A 22,219-nucleotide genomic window follows, 5' to 3' on the forward strand; every position below is an offset into this window, starting at 1 on the left:
GCCGCGCGGTGCTGCTGGGGTAAGATCCACTGCCATGTCCCTGGGGCGTCGGGCCGCGCGGGGGCCCGCCCCACTCATTTTTGTGGCGGCGTGCGCGCCCCGGGCCCGGCACTACCTTCAGGTAGACGCGCTGCGGATCGCGTCCGGCAACGGTGCGCTCTTGCCGGTCTGCGTATCCATCCAGACCACCACCACGTTGCCATCCGAATACAGCCGGTTTTCGTCGGCCTGGTCGACAATGCGGTGGCCGATGGTCACGCTGCTGTTGCCCAGGCGCTCGACGAACAGTTCGACCAGGATGTCGTTGGGCCACACGATCGGCAGCCGGTAGTTGACGTTGGTCGCGGCCACCACCGGCGCGATGCGATCGGTCATCGACACGCCGTCCACGCCCAGCATCCAGCGCACGCGCGCTTCTTCCAGGTAGGAGATGTACTTGGCGTTGTTGACGTGGCCCATGCTGTCCATGTCACGCCAGCGCACGCTGATCGGGATGCGGGCCAGGATCTTGTGTTCGCTGCTCATCAGGCGTCCTTCTTCTTGCTGGCGGTAGCTGTTTTGCTGGCCTTGCCGGTGCTCTTGGCGGCGGCGGCCTTCTTTGCCGGCTTTTCCGGCTTGACCTTGCGCGGCGGGCGCGCGTCGGGCTTGTTGGCCACAGCGGCAGGCTGGTCCGGGCGCGCGCTGGTGGAGGGCAGCATGCGCGCCAGGAACTGGCCGGTATACGACTGCGGGCAGGCGGCCACGTCTTCCGGCGTGCCGGTCACCAGGATGGTGCCACCGCGATGGCCGCCTTCCGGACCCAGATCAACGATCCAGTCGGCGGTCTTGATCACGTCCAGGTTGTGCTCGATCACCACCACGGTGTTGCCTTCATCGCGCAGCTTGTGCAGCACGCCCAGCAACGCTTCGATGTCGTGGAAGTGCAGGCCGGTGGTCGGCTCGTCGAGGATGTACAGGGTGCGGCCGGTATCACGGCGCGACAGCTCCTTGGACAGCTTCACGCGCTGCGCTTCACCGCCGGACAGCGTGGTCGCGCTCTGGCCCAGCTTGATGTAGCTCAGGCCGACATCAACCAGGGTCTCCAGCTTGCGCGCGATGGACGGCACCGGCTCGAACAGCTTCAGCGCATCCTCGACGGTCATTTCCAGCACGTCGTTGATGTTGAAGCCCTTGTACAGGATCTCCAGCGTTTCGCGGTTGTAGCGCTTGCCATGGCACACATCGCAGGGCACGTACACGTCCGGCAGGAAGTGCATCTCGACCTTGATCAGGCCATCGCCCTGGCAGGCCTCGCAGCGACCGCCGCGCACGTTGAAGCTGAAGCGGCCGGGCGAGTAGCCGCGCGCACGCGACTCGGGCACCTGTGCGAAAAGTTCGCGCAACGGGGTGAACAACCCGGTGTAGGTGGCCGGGTTCGAGCGCGGGGTGCGGCCGATCGGCGACTGGTCGATGTCCACCACCTTGTCGAACAGATCCAGCCCCTCGATCTCCTTGTACGGGGCGATCGGGTGCGAAGCGCCGTTGATCTCGTTGGCGGCCAGCGAGAACAGGGTGTCGTTGATCAGGGTCGACTTGCCCGAGCCGGATACACCGGTCACGCAGGTCAGCAGTCCGGCCGGTATGGCCAGGTCCACGCCCTTCAGGTTGTTGCCGCTGGCGCCCCGCAGGTGCAGCGTCATCCGCGGGTCCGGCTTGTGCCGGCGCGCGGGGATCTCGATCGCACGCTTGCCCGACAGGTACTGGCCGGTCAGCGAGCGCGGTGCATCCAGGATGTCCTGCAGCGTGCCCTGGCCGACGATCTCGCCGCCATGCACGCCTGCGCCCGGACCGATGTCCAGCACGTAGTCGGCCAGGCGGATCGCATCTTCGTCATGCTCGACCACGATCACCGTGTTGCCCAGGTCACGCAGGCGGGTGAGGGTGCCCAGCAGGCGTTCGTTGTCGCGCTGGTGCAGGCCGATCGAAGGCTCGTCCAGCACGTACATCACCCCCACCAGGCCGGCGCCGATCTGGCTGGCCAGGCGGATACGCTGCGCCTCGCCACCGGACAGGGTGTCGGCCTTGCGCTCCAGGGTCAGGTAATCCAGGCCGACGTCGACCAGGAAGCCCAGGCGTTCGCCGATCTCCTTGACGATCTTCGCGGCAATCTCGCCGCGCCAGCCCGGCAGGCTCAGGCCGCTGAAAAACTTCAGTGCTTCATCGATCGGCAGCACCACCAGTTCCGGCAGCGGGCGATCGGCCACGAACACGTTGCGCGCGGCCTTGTTCAGGCGGGCGCCGTTGCATTCGGGGCAGGCATGCTCGCTGATGTACTTGCCCAGCTCTTCCTGCACCGCCGCCGATTCGGTTTCCTTGTAGCGGCGTTCGAGGTTGGGAATGATGCCTTCGAAGCGATGCTTGCGCTGGGTGCGGCCACCGGCCTCGGTGAAATAGGTGAAGGTGATCGTGTCCTCGCCGCTGCCGTACAGCACGGCCTGCTGCACCTTGGCCGGCAGCGAGTTCCACGCCGCATCGACGTCGAACCTGTAGTGCTTGGCCAGCGAGGCGATCAGCTGGAAATAGTAGGCGTTGCGACGATCCCAGCCGCGCACGGCACCGGCGGCCAGCGACAGCTCCGGGTGCACCACCACGCGCGAGGGATCGAAGAATTCGGCCATGCCCAGGCCGTCGCAGCCGGGGCAGGCGCCCATCGGTGCGTTGAACGAGAACAGGCGCGGCTCCAGCTCGGGCAGCGAGTAATCGCAGACCGGGCAGGAGTATTTGGAAGAGAACATCGTCGGCGTGGCGTCGGCGCTGTCCAGGCTCTGCACCGAGGCCATGCCATCGCCCAGCTTCAGCGCGGTTTCGAAGCTCTCGGCCAGGCGCTGCTTGATGTCCTCGCGCGGGCGGAAGCGATCGATCACCGCTTCAATGGTGTGCTTCTGGCGCAGTGCCAGCGCCGGTACCTCGTCGATCTCGTACAGTTCGCCATCCACCCGCACGCGCACGAAGCCCTGTGCGCGCAGCTGGTCGAAGACCTGGGCATGCTCGCCCTTGCGATCACGGATCACCGGCGCCAGCAGCATGTAGCGCTGTTCCGGGTCCAGCGTCAGCACGTGGTCGACCATCTGGCTGACCGTCTGCGCTTCCAGCGGGTAGCCGTGGTCCGGGCAGCGCGGGGTGCCGACCCGCGCGTACAGCAGGCGCAGGTAGTCGTAGATCTCGGTGATCGTGCCGACCGTTGAACGCGGGTTGTGCGAGGTCGACTTCTGCTCGATCGAGATTGCCGGGGACAAGCCCTCGATGTGGTCCAGGTCCGGCTTTTCCATCACGCTCAGGAACTGCCGTGCGTAGGCCGACAGCGATTCCACGTAGCGGCGCTGGCCTTCGGCATAGATGGTGTCGAACGCCAGCGACGACTTGCCCGAGCCGGACAGGCCGGTGATCACGATCAGTTTGTCGCGAGGCAGGTCGAGGTCGATGTTCTTGAGGTTGTGCGTCCGCGCGCCGCGGATGCGGATGAAATCCATCGCCATGGGGAATCCGGTTGTGGGGGCGTGGCTGGGCCGCCGGGCCAGCGAAAGGGCGGCAATCGGTCAGCCTACCGAGGTGACCAGATGGGGGCAATGGGCGACAATGCCAGCCCGGAGTCTCACCTGCTGAGACCATCCGACAGCTTTGTGCAGCCCCGAGCCATGCCCGGCGGCTTGAGCCCGGTGCCGTTCAGCCGAGCATGGCGCGCCTCCACAGCCCCATTGCACGGGGATCCCCGCCGTTCAGGGGGTTGACTTGACCCGTCCGGGGCCCTCTGCGTACAATTCCGCTCCTGTCCGCCCTCGATGGCGACAGTCCATAGACCACAATAACTACAGAGGAAGTCTGGTCATGTACGCAGTACTGGTCACCGGCGGTAAGCAATACCGCGTGGCGCAGGGCGAAAAGCTCCGCATTGAAAAACTCGAAGTCGAAGTCGGCAGCGAGATCAAGTTCGACAACATCCTGCTGCTCGGCGACAGCGATGGCATCAAGATCGGCGACGCCCTGAGCGGCGCTGCGGTCACTGCCACCGTCCTGTCCCAGGGTCGTGCCGACAAGGTCCGGATCATCAAGTTCCGTCGCCGTAAGCACCACATGAAGCGCCAGGGTCACCGTCAGTACTACACCGAAATCGAGATCACCGGCATTGCCGGTGGCAGCAAGTAAGGAGATAGGTCATGGCACATAAAAAAGGCGTAGGCTCTTCGCGCAACGGTCGCGACTCCAACCCGAAATACCTCGGCGTCAAGATCTTCGGTGGCCAGGCCATTGAAGCCGGCAACATCATCGTGCGCCAGCGCGGCACCCAGTTCCACCCGGGTTCCGGCGTCGGCCTCGGCCGTGACCACACCCTGTTCGCCCTGACGGACGGCAAGGTGGAGTTCTCGGTGAAGGGTCCGAAGAAGCGTCGCACCGTCAGCGTCGTCTCGGTCGAAGCCTGATAAGGCAACGGCCGGCGCCCGTGCCCCGGCATGGGATCGCTGCATGAAGAGCCCCGCTTCGGCGGGGTTTTTCGTTGGAATCAGTGGTAAAACGGGCATCGCCCGGTTGCGGGGCAGGGCCCGGCATTACATTCAAGGCGACGGCGCAGGTGCCGCGCCCATCGCAGGCATCGAAACAATGAAACTGGTAGACGAAGCAGAAATCGAAGTGTTCGCCGGCAACGGCGGCAACGGCTGCATTGGCTTCCGTCGCGAGAAGTTCATTCCGCTCGGCGGCCCGGACGGCGGCGACGGCGGTGCGGGCGGCAGCGTGTGGATCCGCGCCGACGAGAACCTGAACACCCTGGTCGATTTCCGCCATGACCGCATCTTCAAGGCGCAGCGTGGCGAGAACGGCATGGGCCGCCAGGCTTATGGCAAGGGTGGCGAAGAACTGGTCATCACCGTGCCGGTCGGCACCGTGATCATCAACGTGGCCACCGATGAGATCATCGGCGACCTGACCCAGCATGGCGACCGCCTGCTGGTGGCCAAGGGCGGCCGCGGCGGCCTGGGCAACATGCATTTCAAGAGCTCCACCAACCGCTCGCCGCGCCAGGCGCTGCCGGGCGAGCCGGGTGAGGAGCGCACGCTGAAGCTGGAGTTGAAGCTGCTGGCCGATGTCGGTCTGCTGGGCTTCCCCAATGCCGGCAAGAGCACCCTGATCCGTGCTGTCTCGGCGGCGACGCCGAAGGTGGCCGATTACCCGTTCACCACGCTGTACCCGAACCTGGGTGTGGTGAAGGTGGAGAACTATCGCAGCTTCGTGATTGCCGACATTCCGGGCCTGATCGAAGGTGCCGCCGACGGTGCCGGCCTGGGTGCGCAGTTCCTGCGCCACCTGCAGCGCACCCGCCTGCTGCTGCATCTTGTCGACATCTCGCCGATGGAAGGTGGCGTGGAAGGCATCTCGCCGGTTGAGCAGGTGCGTGCGATCGAGCGCGAGCTGGAAAAGCATGACCCGGAACTGCTGCAGAAGCCGCGCTGGCTGGTGCTGAACAAGGCCGACCTGATGTTCGAGGACGAGGCCAAGGTGGCGGCCGAGCAGATCGTGGCCGAGCTGGGCTGGAAGGAGCCGTGGTTCCTGGTGTCCGCGCTGGGTCGGGAAGGCACCTTCCCGATCATGAGCCGGATCATGGCGTTCTTCGATCGCCAGAAGGAAGATGAGCTGGAAGCCCGCAACGCACAGTGATGCCGTTGTGATTCCGTGCGAAAAACCCGGCTTCGGCCGGGTTTTTTGTTGGTCGGTGGTGGTGCCAGCCTCTGGCGGCAGCGCCGATGGATTGGCGGCCAGCGGTCGGTACTGCCGGATCGCAGGCAACAAAAAACCCGGCCGAGGCCGGGCTTTTGTGTGCTGCCGGAGCCGAGGCCCGGGCAACCAACCGGATCAGGCGGCCGCGAGGGCCTTGATGCGGTCGTTCAGGCGGCTCTTATGGCGAGCAGCCTTGTTCTTGTGGATCAGGCCACGCGCGCTGAAGCGATCCAGGATCGGCTGTGCAACGGCGAAGGCGGCTTGGGCGCCGGCGGCATCGTTGGCGTCCAGCGCCTTGATCACTTTCTTGACAGCGGTGCGCAGCATCGAGCGCTGAGCCACGTTGCGCGCGTTGCGCACGACGGTCTGCTTGGCGCGCTTCTTGGCGGACTTGATATTGGCCACGGTGGTGGTTTCCTGAAAAAATCGGTGTTATGGGAACAGCAAGCTAGCTAGTATGATGGCGTAGGAAATGCACGTCAAGTCGATTGTCAAGAGGGACGCTGAGTGAGTTCACCCAAGTTGTTGCGGGGCCTGCTGTCGTTCAGCAGCATGACCATGGTCTCGCGCGTACTCGGACTTGTCCGGGACTTCGTGGTGACCACCACGTTCGGCACCAACGCCATCACTGATGCTTTCTGGGTCGCCTTCAGGGTACCCAATTTCCTGCGCCGGTTGTTCGCCGAGGGGTCTTTCGCCACCGCATTCGTGCCGGTGTTCACGGAAGTGAAGGAGACCCGCAGCCACGCCGAGCTGCGCGAACTGATGTCGCGGGTCGCCGGCACCCTGGGCGGCATCCTCATGCTGGTGACCGCGCTGGCGCTGATCTTCGCCCCGCAGCTGGCATCGGTCTTCTCCAGCGGTGTGGATACCGATCCGGTAAAACAGGGCCTGCTGGTTGACCTGTTCCGTTTGACCTTCCCGTTCCTGCTGTTCGTCTCGCTGACCGCGCTGGCCGGTGGCGCGCTGAACAGCTTCCAGAAATTCGCGATGCCGGCGCTGACCCCGGTGATCCTCAACCTGTGCATGATCGCCGGCGCGCTGTGGCTGGCGCCGCGGCTGGGCGGGACCCCGGAAAAGCAGATCCTGGCGCTGGGATGGGCCGTGCTGGCCGCTGGCCTGCTGCAGCTGCTGTTCCAGCTGCCCTCGCTGAAGGGCATCAGCCTGCTGACACTGCCACGCTGGGGCTGGACCCATCCGGGCGTGCGCAAGGTGATGACGCTGATGGTGCCGACCCTGTTCGGCTCATCCGTGGCGCAGATCAACCTGCTGCTGGACACGGTCATCGCTGCCAAGCTGACCGACGGCTCGCAGTCCTGGCTGTCGCTGGCCGACCGCTTTCTGGAGCTGCCGCTGGGCGTGTTCGGCGTGGCCCTGGGCACGGTCATCCTGCCGGCGCTGGCCCGCCACCATGTCAGCACCGACCGCGAAGGCTTCTCGCGCTCGCTGGACTGGGGCCTGCGCATGACCCTGCTGATCTCGGTGCCGGCCATGCTGGGCCTGCTGCTGTTGGCCGAACCGCTGATTTCAACGATCTTCCAGCACGGCCAGTTCACCGCGTTCGATACCCGCATGACGGCGCTGTCGGTGTATGGCCTGAGCTTCGGCCTGCCGGCGTTCGCCTTGCTGAAGGTGGTGCTGCCGGCGTTCTACGCCCGCCAGGACACCAAAACCCCGGTGCGCGCCGGCGTGGCCGCGCTGGTGGCCAACATGGTGTTCAACTTCGCCCTGCTGGCCGTGCTGTACCAGGTGATGGTGCCCGACGATCTGAAGGCGCAGGGCGTGATGGCCGCGCTGGGCAAGCAGCCGGGCCTGCATCTGGCGCTGGGCATTGCCAGCGCGCTGTCCAGTTACCTGAACCTGGGGTTGCTCTGGTACTGGCTGGGCAAGACCGATGTCTACCAGCGCCGGCCGGGCTGGAGCGGCTACCTGCTGCGGCTGGCAGTGGCCTGTGTGGCGATGGTCGGCGTGCTGCTGGCCCTGCTGTACTGGCTGCCGGGCTTCGCGGCGATGGGTGTGTGGGAGCGCATCGGCGCCCTCGGCCTGCTGGTGGGCGGCGGTGGCCTGACCTACGCGGTGGCCATGGTGGCGATGGGCTTCCGTCCGCGCGACCTGCGTGGGCATTGATCGCGGGCTGCGGCGGCTATACTTCAGGGTTACACCATTGAAGCGGCGGGCTGCGGCCGGCCGGAACGAGAGTTGATGAGCAGGCTGTTCAGAAGCGTCGAGGGCGGGGAGCTGTTCCCCAACGGAAGCGTGGTCTGCATCGGTGCATTCGACGGCCTCCACCTGGGCCATCGTGCGCTGGTGCGGCACGCGGTCGCGCGCGCGCGCGCCCTGGGTGTCCCCGCAGCGGCAGTAGCCTTCGAGCCATTGCCGCGTGAATTCTTTGCCCAGGGCACGCCGCCGCCGCGGCTGACCCTTGCCCGCAGCAAGGTCGAGATCCTGCGCGAACTGGGCGTGGATGCCGTTGGCCTGCTGCGCTTCGATGCGGCGATGGCGGCGATGCCTGCCGAGGACTTCGTGCGCCGGCTGCTGGCCCATCGCCTGGGCGCCCGCGAAGTGTGGATCGGCCCGGAGTTCTGCTTCGGCAACCGCCGTCGCGGCGATCTGGCGCTGCTGCAGGCGCTGGGTGCCGAACTGGGCTTTACTGCCGGTGAGATCGAGACGGTCGACCTGCATGGCGAGCGCATTTCCAGCACCCGCATCCGCCAACTGCTGCAGGACGGCGACTTCGCCCGTGCCGGCGACCTGCTCGGCCGCCCCTATGCGATCAGTGGCCGGGTGGTGCGCGGGCGCCAGCTTGGCCGCACGCTGGGCTTTCCCACCGCCAACCTGCGCTTCCCCAAGACCCCGGCACTGTCGGGCATCTACGCGACGTGGGTACACGGGGTGTTCGACCAGCCGTGGCCATCGGTGTCCAGCTTCGGCACCCGGCCGACCGTGGATGGCGTGGAGCCGTTGCTGGAAGCGCACCTGTTCGATTTCCAGGGCGACCTGTATGGACGCCACATCGATGTCGAATTCGTCGCCAAGCTGCGCGACGAAGAGAAATTCAATGATCTGGCGGCGCTGACCGACCAGATGCACCGCGACGCCGAACAGGCGCGTGCCATCCTTTCCGAACATAGATTGCGAGCCACTGCGTGAGCCAGGACTACAAGACCACCCTGAACCTGCCTGCCACCGAATTCCCGATGCGCGGCGACCTGCCCAAGCGCGAGCCGGGCATTCTGGCGCGCTGGGAAGAGCAGGGGCTCTACCAGCAGCTGCGCGACAACGCCGCCGGCCGCCCGCTGTTCGTGCTGCATGACGGCCCGCCGTACGCCAACGGCCGCATCCACCTGGGCCACGCGGTCAACAAGATCCTGAAGGACATCATCGTCAAGTCGCGCTACCTGGCCGGCTTCGATGCGCCCTACGTGCCGGGCTGGGATTGCCATGGCCTGCCGATCGAGATCGCGGTGGAAAAGAAGTGGGGCAAGGTCGGCACCAAGCTCGACGCTGTCGAGTTCCGGCAGAAGTGCCGTGAGTTCGCCGAGGAGCAGATCAACATCCAGCGCGTGGACTTCAAGCGCCTGGGCGTGACCGGCGACTGGGACAACCCGTACAAGACCCTGAGCTTCGACTTCGAAGCCAATGAAATCCGCGCGCTGGCCAAGGTCGTGGCCAATGGTCACCTGGTGCGCGGTGCCAAGCCGGTGTACTGGTGCTTCGACTGTGGCTCGGCACTGGCCGAAGCGGAAATCGAGTACCAGGAAAAGGAATCGCCGGCGATCGACGTGGCCTACGCCGCGCGCGACGCGCAGGCGGTGGCACAGGCATTTGGCGTGAGCGTGCCGGCCGACGTGGAAGTGGCGGTGCCGATCTGGACCACCACCCCGTGGACGCTGCCGGCATCGCTGGCCGTGTCGCTGGGTGCGGACATCAACTACGTGCTGGCCGAAGGCCCCGCCCACAACGGCAAGCGCCGCTGGCTGGTGCTGGCTGCTGCCCTGGCCGAGCGCGCACTGCAGCGCTACGGCGTGGAAGCGGTTGTGCTGCATGGTGAGGCCGAGGGTTCGGCGCTGGAGAACCAGCTGCTGGCGCACCCGTTCTACCCGGAGCGCGAGATCCTGGTGCTCAACGGCGAACACGTGTCCGACGAGGACGGTACCGGTGCGGTGCACACCGCGCCCGGTCACGGCCAGGAAGACTACGTGGTCAGCCAGAAATACGGCCTGCTGGACAAGTACAACGCCGGCCAGATCACTCCGATCGACGGCCGCGGCGTGTACCTGGAATCGACACCGCCGGCCGGCGACGTGGTGCTGGCTGGCCAGCATCTGTGGAAGGCGCAGGAGGCCATCGTCGGCGTGCTGCGCAACAACGGCGCGCTGCTGGCCTTCCACCCGATCCGCCACAGTTACCCGCATTGCTGGCGCCACAAGACGCCGGTGGTGTTCCGCGCCACCCCGCAGTGGTTCATCTCGATGGAAAAGGCCAACCTGCGCAACGATGCGCTGGCCGCCATCGATACCGTCGGCTGGTTCCCGAGCTGGGGCAAGGCGCGCATCCAGAGCATGGTCGATGGCCGCCCGGACTGGACCATTTCGCGCCAGCGCACCTGGGGCGTGCCGATCGCACTGTTCACCCATCGCCAGACCGGTGAGATCCACCCGCGTTCGGTGGAGCTGATGCGGCAGGTTGCCGACCGCGTTGAAGCCGAGGGCATCGACGTGTGGTACTCGCTGGACGCCAGCGAACTGCTGGGTGCCGAAGCGGCCGACTACGAGAAGGTCACCGACATTCTTGATGTGTGGTTCGACTCGGGCGTGACCCATGAAGGCGTGCTGGCCGCGCGCGGTTTCGGCAAGCCGGCCGATCTGTACCTGGAAGGTTCGGACCAGCACCGCGGCTGGTTCCAGTCCTCGCTGCTGACCGGCGTGGCGATCGACAAGCGCGCCCCGTACAAGCAGTGCCTGACCCACGGCTTCACCGTGGACGAGCACGGCCGCAAGATGTCCAAGTCGCTGGGCAACGGCATCGAGCCGCAGGACATCATGAACAAGCTGGGCGCGGACATCCTGCGCCTGTGGATCGCCTCGGCCGACTACAGCAACGAGATGTCGCTGTCGCAGGAAATCCTCAAGCGCAATGCCGATGCCTACCGTCGCCTGCGCAACACCGCACGCTTCCTGCTGGGCAACCTGGACGGTTTCGATCCGGCGGCGCACCTGCAGCCGTTGAACGAGATGGTCGCGCTGGACCGCTGGATCGTGCATCGCGCCTGGGAGCTGCAGGAGAAGATCAAGGCCGCGTATGACAACTACGACATGGCCGAGATCGTGCAGCTGCTGCTGAACTTCTGCAGCGTGGATCTGGGCTCGCTGTACCTGGATGTGACCAAGGATCGCCTGTACACGATGCCGACCGATTCCAACGGTCGTCGCTCGGCACAGAGCGCGATGTACCACATCGCCGAGGCGTTCACCCGCTGGGTGGCGCCGATCCTGACCTTCACCGCCGACGAGCTGTGGGATTACCTGCCGGGTGAGCGTGCCGGCCACGTGCTGTTCGCGACCTGGTATGAAGGCCTTGCGCCGCTGCCGGCCGATGCACAGCTCAACGCCGCTGATTTCGAGCAGCTGCTGGCCGTGCGCGAACAGGTGGCCAAGGTGCTGGAGCCGATGCGCGCCAATGGTGCGATCGGCGCCGCGCTGGAAGCGGAGATCACCATCGCCGCCAGCGAAGCGCAGGCCGCGCGCTGGCAGCCGCTGGCCGATGAGCTGCGCTTCCTGTTCATCAGCGGCGACGTGCAGGTGCGCCCGGCAACCACCGACGAAGTGTTCGTGAGCGCGCAGCCGACCGCGAAGTCCAAGTGCGTGCGCTGCTGGCACCACCGTGCCGATGTCGGCAGCAACGCCGACCACCCTGAACTGTGTGGCCGCTGCGTGAGCAACATCACCGGCGCCGGTGAAGTGCGGAGCTGGTTCTGATGGCCGCCCCGCGTCCGCATCCGAATGCGCTGGTCTGGCTGCTGTTGTCGGCGCTGATCATCGGCCTGGACCAGTGGTCCAAGGCCTGGGTGCTGTCGAGCCTGCCGGAGTTCCAGCCGGTGGCAGTGATCGACGGCTTCTGGAACTGGTATCGCACCTACAACACCGGTGCGGCGTTCAGTTTCCTGAGCGATGCCGGTGGTTGGCAGAAGCACTTCTTCACCGTGCTGGCGATCGCCATCAGTGGCCTGATGGCCTGGTGGCTGCGCGGCACTGCCCGTGGCAACTGGAAGGCGGCGGTGCCATATGCACTGATCATCGGCGGCGCCATCGGCAACGTGATCGACCGCCAGGTGCATGGCCACGTGGTCGATTTCATCCAGTGGTACGTCGGCGAGCATGTCTGGCCGTCGTTCAACATCGCCGATTCGGCCATCGTGGTGGGTGCCGTGGGCATCGCCCTGTTTGGCCTGTTCGAAGGCAAATCCGCGAAAAAGGCGGATAATGCCAACCCGAAACCGTAAGCCGGCCGCTGCCGGGAGACCTGACTGATGGATGTGCTGCTCGCCAACCCGCGTGGATTCTGTGCCGGCGTCGATCGTGCGATCGAGATCGTCAAGCGCGCGATCGAAACGCTGGGCGCGCCCATCTATGTCCGCCATGAAGTGGTGCACAACCGCTTCGTGGTCGATGACCTGAAGCAGCGCGGTGCGATCTTCGTCGAGGAACTGGACGAGGTGCCGGACAACAACACGGTGATCTTCAGCGCGCACGGCGTTTCCCAGGCCGTGCGCCAGGAAGCGGAGCGTCGCGGGCTGAAGGTGTTCGATGCCACCTGCCCGCTGGTGACCAAGGTCCACTTCGAAGTCGCCCGCCACTGCCGGGCCGGCCGAGACGTGGTGCTGATCGGCCACGCCGGCCACCCGGAAGTGGAAGGTACGATGGGGCAGTGGAGCCGCGAAGCGGGCACCGGCCAGATCTACCTGGTCGAGGACGTGGAGCAGGTCGCCACGCTGCAGATCAACCAGCCGGAAAATTTCGCCTATACCACCCAGACCACGCTGTCGGTGGATGACACGCGCGGCATCATCGATGCGTTGCGCGAGCGCTTCCCGGCCATGCAGGGGCCAAAGAACGACGACATCTGCTACGCCACGCAGAACCGCCAGGACGCCGTGCGCGACCTGGCCAAGCGTTGCGACCTGGTGCTGGTGGTGGGTTCGCCGAACAGCTCCAATTCCAACCGCTTGAGCGAGCTGGCCCGCCGTGAAGGCGTGGAAAGCTACCTGATCGACGGCGCGCACGAGATCGACCCGAACTGGGTGGTCGGCAAGCAGCACATCGGCGTGACCGCGGGTGCTTCGGCGCCGCAGGTGCTGGTGGATGGCGTGCTGGCACGCCTGGCCGAGCTGGGCGCTTCCGGCGTTGGTGAGCTGGACGGCGAGCCGGAATCGATGGTGTTCGCGCTGCCGAAGGAACTGCGTCTGCGGTTGATCGATTGACCGGAAAGCGCCTCATCCACGCATGGCGTGGATCTACTGCACCCGGTCCGGTGCATCCATGCAGCGCGAGCGCACCGCTCCAGTAGATCCACGCCATGCGTGGATAGGCACACACCCATGACCTTCGGCCATGGGGCCGCGCATCGCACAGGCCTAGCATCGGTACTTCTACCGCTGCTGGAACCTGCCTGATGAAAACCCGTGCCCTGGTGATGTCCGTGCTGTTCGCGCTGGCGGCCACGCCCGCGCTGGCGCAGACCTCGCCGCCGGGCGATGCCGCCGCGCCCGGCCTGCTGCGCATCGATGTCGATGCGCGCGACCTGGCCCGGCGCATCTTCAAGGTGACCGCCACCGTGCCGGCCAAGCCCGGCCCGATGACCCTGCTGTATCCGCAGTGGATTCCCGGCAACCATTCGCCTACCGGCCCGATCGACAAGCTGGCCGGCCTGCGCGTGACCGCCAACGGCAAACCGCTGGCCTGGCAGCGCGACCAGTTCAACGTCTACGCGTTCAAGGTGGATGTGCCCGAAGGTGTGAGCGAAATCGTCGCCCACTTCGATTTCCTGTCTTCGCAGGGGGGCAGCCAAGGCAGGGTGGTGATGACCCCGGAAATGCTCAACCTGCAGTGGAACGCCAATTCGCTGTATCCGGCCGGCGTGGATGCACGCAACCTGCAGGCGCAGGCCAGTGTGACCCTGCCCAAGGGCTGGGCCTACGCCACCGCGCTGGAAACCGCGCGCCGCGACGGCGACACCGTGGTGTTCAAGCCGATTTCATACGATCACCTGGTCGATTCGCCGCTGTTTGCCGGTGAGCATCACCAGCGCATCGACCTCGACCCGGGCGCGAAGGCGCCGGTGCATCTGAACGTGTTTGCAGACGATGCCAAATCGCTGAAGCCGACCGACGCGCAGCTGAAGGTGCACCGCGCGCTGGTACAGCAGGCGGACAAGCTGTACGGCGCGCGCCATTACGATCACTACGAGTTCCTGCTTGCGCTGACCGATCGTCTCGGCGGCATCGGCCTGGAGCACCATCGCTCCAGCGAGAACAGCGCCGACCCGGGCTACTTCACCGAGTGGGACAGCAACGCGTGGATGCGTGACCTGCTGCCGCATGAGTACACCCATTCCTGGAACGGCAAGTACCGCCGCGGCGCCGATCTGGCCACGGCCAACTTCAATACACCGATGGGCGACAGCCTGCTGTGGGTATACGAGGGCCAGACCCAGTTCTGGGGCCAGGTGCTGGCCGCGCGTTCGGGGCTGTGGAGCAGCGAGCAGGCGCGCGACATGCTGGCCAATGTGGCAGCGACCTACGATCGTGGCCGCCCTGGCCTGGCCTGGCGGCCGTTGCAGGACACCACCAACGACCCGACCATCGCCCAGCGCCGCACGTTGCCGTACCGCAACTACCAGATGAGCGAGGACTACTATTCCGGCGGGCAGATGCTGTGGCTGGAAGTGGAAGGCAAGCTGCGTGGCCTGACCGGCAACCGGCGCAGCCTGGATGATTTCGCGCGCGCGTTCTTCGGCGTCGGCAATGGCGACTGGGACGTCAATCCGTACACCTTCGACGACGTGGTGGCGACCTTGAACGGCATCGCGCCGTACGACTGGGCCAGCTTCCTGCGCCAGCGCCTGGACGGGCACGGTTCGCTGACCGGCGGCCTGGAGCTGGCCGGTTGGAAGCTGGTCTACCGCGATGCACCGAACGAGGCCTACAAGGCGCAGGAAAAGCGCGCCAAAGCCGCGCTGCTGGCCTATTCGCTGGGTGCGACCGTGCTCGACACTGGCGTGGTCGGTGATGTGATCTGGGACAGCCCGGCCTTCAATGCCGGTCTTGCGCCGGGCATGAAGGTGATTGCCGTTGGCGGGCGTGAGTACAGCAGCCAGCGCTTGAAGGATGCCGTGGCTGCCGCAGCCACTGACAAGGCGCCGATGGTGTTGCTGGTCAAGCAGTTCGACCGCATCGATACGATGAAGATCGATTACCACGGCGGCCTGCAGTATCCGGTGCTGGAGCGTATCGCCGGCCGCGCTGACCGCCTTGCAGAGTTGTGGAAGGCGCGATGAGCCTGCGCACGCGCGATGGGGTGATCCTGGTGGTGGCGGTCCTCGCCATCGCCGGCGCGTTTGCCGAGGGCGACGGGCGCTGGCTGCACTGGTTGGCCAAACCGGCCACCACGCTGTTGATCGCCGCCATCGCCTGGCAGGCGACGCCGGTGATGGATGCGTTCTATCGACGGGCGGTGCTGGCCGGCATGCTGTTGTCCTGCCTGGGCGATATCGCGCTGATGCTGCCGATCGATGCATTCGTACCGGGGCTGATCGCGTTCCTGCTTGCACACCTGTGCTACTTCGCCGCGTTCCGTGCCGGGCTGCGCGCAGGGCGAGGATTGTTGGGCGCTTTCGTGCTGCTTGCCGCATTCGCTTCGATCAACGTCGCCGGCCTGTGGCCACACCTGCCGCTGTCGATGCGCGTGCCGGTGCTGGCTTACGTCGTGGTGCTGGCGATGATGGCGGTGCTTGCACTGGCACGCAGCTGGAAACGGCCGCAACCGGATGCGCTTGAGCGCAGCAGCGCCCGTTGGGCCGCCGGTGGCGCATTGCTGTTCGTCGCCAGCGATTCGCTGCTGGCGTGGGATCGATTCGGCGGTGGCCTGCCGTTGGCCAGCCTGCTGGTGCTGTCGACCTATTACGCCGCGCAGTACGCCATTGCCCGCTCGGTGAGGTGACTTCATCCCCTCCGTCCCCTTTGTCTACTGCAGGTTGCCTCGGGCGTCGTAGCGCAGGCGCACGGTCTGGCGGTCGCCGGCGACTTCATCCGGCAGCCACACCAGCTTGCCGCCCTTGCGGACGACCACATACACATGGCCGACTTCAGCGGGCGTACGCATCAGTGCATTGCGCTGTTCCTGCAGCGCCTGCGCCACCCGTGGCACGGCGTCGAAATCGATGTTGGCCAGTGCGGTGCTGCTGCGGCGCAGGGTGATGGTGGGTGCGAACTGCTGTGGATTCACAGCTTCGCCCTTGCGCCACTGCCCGCGTTGGTAGTGGTAGCCGTCAACATGGCCCGGCTGCCGTGGGTCGACCAGGTCGATGTCGATGCGGCCGTCGTCATGGAAGTGGATGCTGTGGAAGACGACCAGGCGTTCGCCGGCCAGTCCGGGCATTGCCTCCAGTGCCTGCCGTGCGGCCTGCAGGCGCTCGGCGTCGAACAGCAGGTTCGGCCGCGCGCGCCCTGGCAGGTGCATTGGTTCGGCTGCCGCGCGTGGCGTGGTGATCGCCACCGTGCGCAACGGTTGTTCCCATGGGTGTTGCGGCGTTGCATCGGCAGGTACGGTCGAAACGGCGCCACGCAGGGTCGCGTTGACCGTCTGCAACGCGCCGCCCGCCGTAGCGACTCCGGCCAGGGCCAGTACCACTCCAGCGAACACCAGTGGCGTGGATACCGGACGCTTCATGCGTGCTCCATGCGCACGCTGCGGCGATCATCCGGGTCATACAGGATGTCGACCTGCCCGCGCGGAATGTTGGCCAGCTCGAGCAGCGCAACGAAGCGACGCACACTGGCCTGCTGCACGTTGCCCTCGCGGTCGAGATACTCCAGCTGGAACTCCACCTGTGGTTGTTCGTTGACGTAGGTGCCGGTCTGGCGCACATCCAGAACCCGTGCTTCGGCGGCGATACCACGGTACTTGAGGGATTCGCCGCGTGCGTCGATCTGCAGGGTGCCGCCCAGCAGGCGCGCCAGCAGGCGCAGGCCGATCAGGTAGCTGCACAGCACCAGCGGGCAGACCAGCAGTGGATGGCCGAAGCCCAGGAACGTCCAGCCCAGGCCTTCGCTCTGCAGGCGATAGACCACGACGTACGCGGCAGCGACCATGAGGATGCCGATCACGCCGCCGATCGCGCGGCGCCACAGGCTGGCATGGTCCAGTTCCGCTTGCGCTCCTTCCAGCATCAGGTTGGGCGAGGCGCCCGGTGTGCGGCTGAGCAGCACATCCACGTGCCTGCCCACGGCAAAGCGCTGCAGCTGTGGCTTGCTGTCGACCACCACCAGCGCTTCGGTGATCGGCGTGCCGGACAGATTGTCGAAGGCCAGTTGCAGTCGCCACTGCGTGAAGCCGCGTACCTGCACGCCGGTCTGTTCGGCCTGCTCGATGCGTGCGCTGCGTGGCTGCCCGTCGGCGAGGATGCTGCGCACGCGTTGCAGGGCGCGCGGGGGCGCCAGCAGCAGGTAATGCAGGAAGGCGTACAGCAGCACCAGCCACAGCGCCAGCGAGGTCGCCAGCAGGCCCAGTGCCAGCCACGGCGCGCTGCGGTCGCCCACATCCAGCGGCCAGCTGGTGCCAAAGTAGATCAGGCAGGGGAAGGGCAGCGCGAAGAACAGCATGAGCGCGCCCAGGAACCAGAGGTAGGCTTTCATGACTCGCCTTCGACGCGGTGGAACAGGCGGCGTAGGGTACTACGCTCAGCGGAACTGCAGGGTCAGCAGGAAGTAGCGCCCCAGCGGGTCGTCCAGCCCGGCCATCTGCCCACCACTGCCCACCAGGTGATTCACCGGTTGGGTGTCCAGCAGGTTGTGCACATCCAGTGCAGCGGTCACGCGCGGGCCCAGCCGGCGTGCCAGGTGCAGGTTCCAGCGCAGCTGCGCCGGGTTCATGCAACGTCGCTGCGCGTGCTGTTCCTGCGCACAGTCCTCGCCGGCCAGCCATGCACGCGTGCGGCCCACGCGGTTGCCACGCAGGGCGATGTCCCAGGAAGGGTTCTGCCACTGCACGTTGACGATGGCCGCGTTCGCCGGCGTGGCATGCCCACGCAGGTCCACCGACCTGCCATGGCTGCGATCACGCCGCAGCTCCTGCTGCTTCAGTGCGTCCAGCGAGAACTGCCACTGCCCGTTGCGACCGTCATCGATGCGGTACTCGCCACGCAGCACCCAGTTGCGCGACGTGGTGCGGCCGATGTTGTCGAAGGACAGGCGCAGGTCGCGCAGGCGGCCCTGATCATCCAGTTCCCAGGTGCCGGGATTCCACAGCGCATCGCCGGGTTGCAGCGCCAGGATCTCGTTGCGCAGCTCGACGATGTTGTGGGTCAGGGAGAGCGAGAATGCATCGCTGGGTGTCCAGCTGGCGGCCAGTGAATGGCTGCGTGAGGTCTCGGCCTTCAGTGCATTGTTCTCGACCACTTCGACCTCCACCGCACAACCGCCGCCGCGCAGCGGACGCGCGCAGGCTGGCAGGCTGTCCGATGCCGGCAGGGGGAGCAGGCCGAAATAGCCGGGTGGACGCCGCTGCTCGAACAGGCTGGGCGCGCGGTAGCCACGGCCGCTGGCCACCAGGAACGACCAGTGCGGGCCCGGGCTCCAGCGCAGGCCGGCGCGCGGCGAGAACGCGCTGTCGCCACCATCGCGGTCCAACCGCGCGGCCAGGTCAAGGCGCAGGGTTGATGCCAGCGGCAGGCCCAGTTCGGCATAGGCCGCGTTGCTCTGCCGCGACAACCGGCGTTGCTCCACCGGCAGGCCCAATGCGAGCTCGCCCTTGCCCAGCAGCGGGTCGGGCAGCGAGGTCCAGCGTTCGCGGCGCAGGTCGATGCCCGTCGCCAGCTGTGCCGGGCCGCCAGGCAACGTCATCAGCGTGCGCTGCACGCCCCACCAGCCCTGCCACTGTTCGGTGCGCCCACGGTTGTGGATCGCCGGAAACAGTTCAGCGGCGAGCCCGGCGGGCAGCGTGGAAAAGCCGGGCAGGAAATCCAGTGTGCGCGCCGCCTCCAGCAGGCGTTCGCTGCGCACGGTACCTTCTGTGCGCAGGTCGACCTGGCTGCGCTGCGCGCTCACGCCGGCATCCCAGCTGCGGCCGGGACGTTCGCGGCCCATGCCGACGCTGAGGTCACCTTCGGTGGCATGCACGCGCGGACGTACTTCGCCACCCTCCTGCAGGACCACGTTGAGAACCGCGCCGCGGTTGAAATTGAGCGCGACCGCGGTCGGGCCGAGTTCAAAGCGCTGGCGGTTGTGACTGGCGCGGGCTTCGACGTAGGCGTAGCGCCCCTCGCCGCGTTCGTGGCGGTAGCGCAGGTAGCCCGACAGTGTTTCCGACGCGGGCTGCAGCGAACGTGGGCGGGCGTTGTCGAACCAGCAGCCATCCTCCTCGCGTTGCAACGGTGCATGGCACTGCGTGGCCGGGTAGTAATCGCCGTTGGCCATGATCAGGCCGATCGGATACAGCGAAGTCTCGGCATGCCAGTCGCGCTGGTCACCGGCCACGTGCTGGATGCGATGCAGGTCGACGCCGGCAAACCAGCGATCGCCACCTTCGCGCACGCCCCCGGTTGCGGCCTGCAGGCGGTACTGGTCGCCATCCCCGCGGCTGCTGACACCCGACTGCAGCGTCGCCTCTGGCCCTTCGGCCTGATCGCGCAGGATGATGTTGACCACCCCGGACATGGCATCGGCGCCATAGATGGCCGATGCGCCGCCGCGCACCAGTTCGACGCGTTCGACAAAGCTGAGGGGAATGCCGCCCAGGTCGGTCAGTCCGCCTTCTTCCAGCGACACCATCGGGTAACGCGGCAGGCGGCGGCCATTGACCAGGAACAGGGTGGCACGCGGTCCCATGCCATCCAGGCTGGTGGTCGCCGCCGCGCCCACCGGCAGGTACAGCGAATCGCCGCCGCGCGAGGTGCTCAGCGGCGGGTGGCCGTTCATTCCGGGCAGGTGGCGCAGCAGATCGAACAGGGTGCCATAGCCGCTGCGGAGGATATCCTCGCGATCGATCACCGTGACCGGCAACGTGGTCTGCACCGAAGTGCGCGGCAAGCGGCTGCCGGTGACATGGATCGGCGCCAGCTCCACCTGCACAGGCCTGGGGGGCGGCGGCGGTACGGGCGGTTTGGCGGGTGGCACCGCGACTGCGGTTGGCGCGGCATGCCGGCGCACCACGAAACCACCACTGGGCGTCTGCAGGATGTTCACCGGCATGCCGGCGACGAGCTGCTTCAGTGCGGCGGCCGGCGCCAGCGCGCCCGCTGCACCCGGCGTGCGCAGATCCGCCAGCTCACGCGCGTCGTACACCAGCGCGATGCCGCTCTGGCGGGCCCACTGCTGCAGTGCCGGGGCCAGTGGACCGGGCTTGATGCGATAGTCGATCGGCGCAGGCGCCTGGGTTGCTGCTGTCGCCGTGGTACCCAGGGCGGGCACCAGTACAGCACCCAGCAGGGCATGCAGCAGCCCGCATCGCAGCACGCCCGGCGACGGCATCGGCCGCCGCCTCAGTAGGTGCGGCGCAGTTCCAGCGCGCCATCCGAGCGCGGCTGGCCAGCAATGGACCACCCCAGCTCCAGGGCGGAAAGCAGTTCGTGCGCGTCGCCTGCGCGGAAGGTGCCGCTGACGGCAAGATCGGCGATATCCGGGTCGGCAACCACCAGCGGCGTGCTGCCATAGCGGTTCATGCGCTCAACCACCGTGGCCAGCGGTGTGCCGTCGAACACCAGCTTGCCTTGCGGCCAGGCTTCGGCTGCGGCCGTGGTGGACAGCTGCGGGCCGGGCTGGATCCTGCCCGAAGCCAGCACCTGCAGCTGCTGGCCCGGCGAAAGCGTGTGCTGCGCGTTGCCACTGGTGACTTCCACCACGCCTTCCAGCAGCGCGACCTCGACCCGGCCATCAGTCAGGCGCTCGACCTGGAAAGTGGTGCCAATGTCGCGGATCGAACTGCTGCCGGCCTGCACCCGCAGCGAGCGCGAAGACGGCGCCACCTGCAGTTGGATGCGACCGTGTTCGAGCGCCAGCTCACGCTTGCGCCAGCCGAAGCGTGCGGTGAGCGTGGTGTCGGCATCGAGCGTGGCGGTGCTGCCGTCGGCCAGCGTACGCAGCTGGGGCTGCTGGCTGGCATTGGCGTAGATCAGTGGCGTGGGATTGCCGTCGGTGTAAAGCATCCAGCCCAGGCCGACTGCCAGGCAGACGCCTGCGGCCGCCGCCACGCCCGGCAGCCAGCGGCGCCGCGGCTGGCGTGCGCTGCGTGCCGCCGCCGTGCGCACCCATGGGTCGCTGGCCAGCCCCGCGCTGCGCTGGTGCAGCTTCTCGGCCTGCACCCATGCGCTGACGTGCGCGGGGTCCTCGGCCAGCCAGTCTTCGAACGCCTCGCGTTCCTCGGCGCTGCAGTCCGCAGCTTCCAGCCTGGCAACCCAGGCGCTTGCGTGTTCAAAAGGCAACGTGTCATCCCTGTTTTCGTTGCGGATCATTCGGCGTCTCCATCGTTGTGGAGAGGATCGGGGCCCAGCTCCTTGCGCAGGCCCTGCAATGCGCGGGCAATATGTTTTTCCACCGTTTTGGCGGTGATGCCGCAATGCCGGGCGATCTGTGTATAGCTCATCCCGGTGATGCGGTTGAGCAGGTACACCTCGCGGGCGCGTTCGGGCAGCTTGAACAGCGCCTGGCGCAGCAGGGCGAGCATCTGCCCGGATTCTGCCTGACGCAGCGGGTCAGGAGAAGCACTGGCGGCTTCTTCGTTGCCGTCGCGTTCGGCCAGCGGCAGGTGGGTGCGCGATTGCGGGCCGCGTCCGCGGTCGGCCAGGCGGTTGCGGGCGATGCGGTACAGCAGCAGGCGCAGCTCCTCGGCGCCGTGTGCACGGTAGCGGATCAGCCGTTCCATGCAGTCCTGGGCGATGTCCTCGGCATCGTCGGGACCGACGCCGCGCGCACGCAGGAAAGCGCACAGCGGCGCGCGTTCCTCGCGTACGAATGCGATGAAGACGTCCGGCACCCCGGGCAGGTCCGGTGCTGGACGGAGCAGAGGGGAGGGCACGGACAGGGGAGGGCCTCGGATGACGGTGACGGACGCGTGATCGAGTTTTACGCGACGGTGACCGGATGGGGAAGCCCGTGTTTCTTTCGCATTTCCATTGTGAATGCATTCATGTTTTTTCGACGGCCGCACTGGGGGCGTTCGTGCTGCTGCGGCGTTCTGCTTTCGACCCGCGTGGTGCGGGT

At 66.6% G+C, this 22,219-nt stretch carries 18 protein-coding genes; 10 read left to right on the forward strand and 8 right to left on the reverse strand.

The genetic code is table 11. From position 1 onward, the window contains the following. Positions 1–117: 117 nt before the first annotated feature. Together ACVOLJ_RS05890 and uvrA are read right to left on the reverse strand one after the other, a co-directional pair. Positions 118–525, reverse strand: coding sequence for an acyl-CoA thioesterase (locus ACVOLJ_RS05890; RefSeq protein ID WP_475277771.1), 408 nt, complete (start codon positions 523–525; stop codon positions 118–120). Next, a complete protein-coding gene (gene uvrA, locus ACVOLJ_RS05895) occupies positions 525–3,515 on the reverse strand; it encodes an excinuclease ABC subunit UvrA (RefSeq protein WP_475277772.1) in 2,991 nt (996 codons plus the stop codon). Before uvrA ends, ACVOLJ_RS05890 begins: the two co-directional genes overlap by 1 nt. 349 nt (positions 3,516–3,864) lie before the next feature. On the opposite strand from uvrA, the gene rplU reads away from it, so the two are divergent. From rplU to obgE, 3 genes are all read left to right on the forward strand, one after another. After that, positions 3,865–4,182 carry a 50S ribosomal protein L21 gene (rplU, locus tag ACVOLJ_RS05900; protein ID WP_004148331.1) on the forward strand — a complete coding sequence of 106 codons (318 nt, stop codon included), beginning with the start codon at positions 3,865–3,867 and terminating at the stop codon, positions 4,180–4,182. An 11-nt stretch (positions 4,183–4,193) separates the two neighbouring features. Then, positions 4,194–4,457 (forward strand): 50S ribosomal protein L27, encoded by a 264-nt coding sequence (gene rpmA, locus ACVOLJ_RS05905; RefSeq protein WP_475277773.1) that lies wholly within the window; start codon positions 4,194–4,196, stop codon positions 4,455–4,457. Between the two features lie 178 nt (positions 4,458–4,635). Continuing rightward, the gene (obgE, locus tag ACVOLJ_RS05910; protein ID WP_475277774.1) at positions 4,636–5,688 is read left to right on the forward strand and encodes a GTPase ObgE; all 1,053 of its coding nucleotides are present in this window, start codon (positions 4,636–4,638) and stop codon (positions 5,686–5,688) included. A gap of 195 nt (positions 5,689–5,883) precedes the next feature. Here the strand turns inward: obgE and rpsT are convergent, their stop codons facing one another. Then, positions 5,884–6,153, reverse strand: a complete 270-nt coding sequence (rpsT, locus tag ACVOLJ_RS05915; protein ID WP_004148449.1) for a 30S ribosomal protein S20 — start codon at positions 6,151–6,153, stop codon at positions 5,884–5,886. Positions 6,154–6,270: 117 nt separating this feature from the next. Here rpsT and murJ point away from each other — a divergent pair, with 117 nt between their 5' ends. The 7 genes from murJ (at position 6,271) to ACVOLJ_RS05950 (ending at position 15,965) form a co-directional block, all read left to right on the forward strand. Further along, complete coding sequence (murJ, locus tag ACVOLJ_RS05920) at positions 6,271–7,875, forward strand: murein biosynthesis integral membrane protein MurJ (RefSeq protein ID WP_481563740.1); 1,605 nt, start codon at positions 6,271–6,273, stop codon at positions 7,873–7,875. 75 nt (positions 7,876–7,950) lie between these two features. Beyond that, complete coding sequence (locus ACVOLJ_RS05925; protein WP_481563689.1) at positions 7,951–8,898, forward strand: bifunctional riboflavin kinase/FAD synthetase; 948 nt, start codon at positions 7,951–7,953, stop codon at positions 8,896–8,898. Continuing rightward, positions 8,895–11,726, forward strand: coding sequence for an isoleucine--tRNA ligase (gene ileS / locus ACVOLJ_RS05930; RefSeq protein WP_481563690.1), 2,832 nt, complete (start codon positions 8,895–8,897; stop codon positions 11,724–11,726). The genes ACVOLJ_RS05925 and ileS overlap by 4 nt, the downstream gene beginning before the upstream one ends. Continuing rightward, entirely contained in the window at positions 11,726–12,250 is a 525-nt protein-coding gene (gene lspA / locus ACVOLJ_RS05935; RefSeq protein ID WP_481563691.1) for a signal peptidase II, read from the forward strand. The genes ileS and lspA overlap by 1 nt, the downstream gene beginning before the upstream one ends. Before the next feature lie 27 nt (positions 12,251–12,277). After that, positions 12,278–13,228, forward strand: a complete 951-nt coding sequence (gene ispH, locus ACVOLJ_RS05940) for a 4-hydroxy-3-methylbut-2-enyl diphosphate reductase (RefSeq protein WP_475277778.1) — start codon at positions 12,278–12,280, stop codon at positions 13,226–13,228. Between the two features lie 191 nt (positions 13,229–13,419). Then, the gene (locus ACVOLJ_RS05945) at positions 13,420–15,303 is read left to right on the forward strand and encodes a M61 family metallopeptidase (protein WP_481563692.1); all 1,884 of its coding nucleotides are present in this window, start codon (positions 13,420–13,422) and stop codon (positions 15,301–15,303) included. Beyond that, entirely contained in the window at positions 15,300–15,965 is a 666-nt protein-coding gene (locus tag ACVOLJ_RS05950) for a lysoplasmalogenase (protein ID WP_481563693.1), read from the forward strand. Before ACVOLJ_RS05945 ends, ACVOLJ_RS05950 begins: the two co-directional genes overlap by 4 nt. A 24-nt stretch (positions 15,966–15,989) precedes the next feature. Here ACVOLJ_RS05950 and ACVOLJ_RS05955 read toward each other — a convergent pair whose 3' ends face one another. Genes ACVOLJ_RS05955 through ACVOLJ_RS05975 form a run of 5 tightly spaced genes read right to left on the reverse strand, consistent with a single transcriptional unit; the run spans position 15,990 to position 21,992 of the window. Then, on the reverse strand, positions 15,990–16,694 hold the full coding sequence (locus tag ACVOLJ_RS05955; RefSeq protein WP_481563694.1) for a hypothetical protein: 705 nt from the start codon (positions 16,692–16,694) through the stop codon (positions 15,990–15,992). Beyond that, complete coding sequence (locus ACVOLJ_RS05960; protein WP_481563695.1) at positions 16,691–17,659, reverse strand: hypothetical protein; 969 nt, start codon at positions 17,657–17,659, stop codon at positions 16,691–16,693. Before ACVOLJ_RS05960 ends, ACVOLJ_RS05955 begins: the two co-directional genes overlap by 4 nt. 45 nt (positions 17,660–17,704) lie before the next feature. Continuing rightward, complete coding sequence (locus ACVOLJ_RS05965) at positions 17,705–20,491, reverse strand: TonB-dependent receptor plug domain-containing protein (RefSeq protein ID WP_481563696.1); 2,787 nt, start codon at positions 20,489–20,491, stop codon at positions 17,705–17,707. 11 nt (positions 20,492–20,502) lie between these two features. Then, the gene (locus ACVOLJ_RS05970) at positions 20,503–21,471 is read right to left on the reverse strand and encodes a FecR family protein (protein ID WP_475277784.1); all 969 of its coding nucleotides are present in this window, start codon (positions 21,469–21,471) and stop codon (positions 20,503–20,505) included. Beyond that, positions 21,468–21,992: an RNA polymerase sigma factor gene (locus ACVOLJ_RS05975; protein WP_475277785.1), complete on the reverse strand. Its 525-nt coding sequence runs from the start codon at positions 21,990–21,992 to the stop codon at positions 21,468–21,470. Before ACVOLJ_RS05975 ends, ACVOLJ_RS05970 begins: the two co-directional genes overlap by 4 nt. Between the last annotated feature and the right edge of the window lie 227 nt (positions 21,993–22,219).

It is taken from the genome of Stenotrophomonas sp. STEN046, assembly GCF_056759755.1.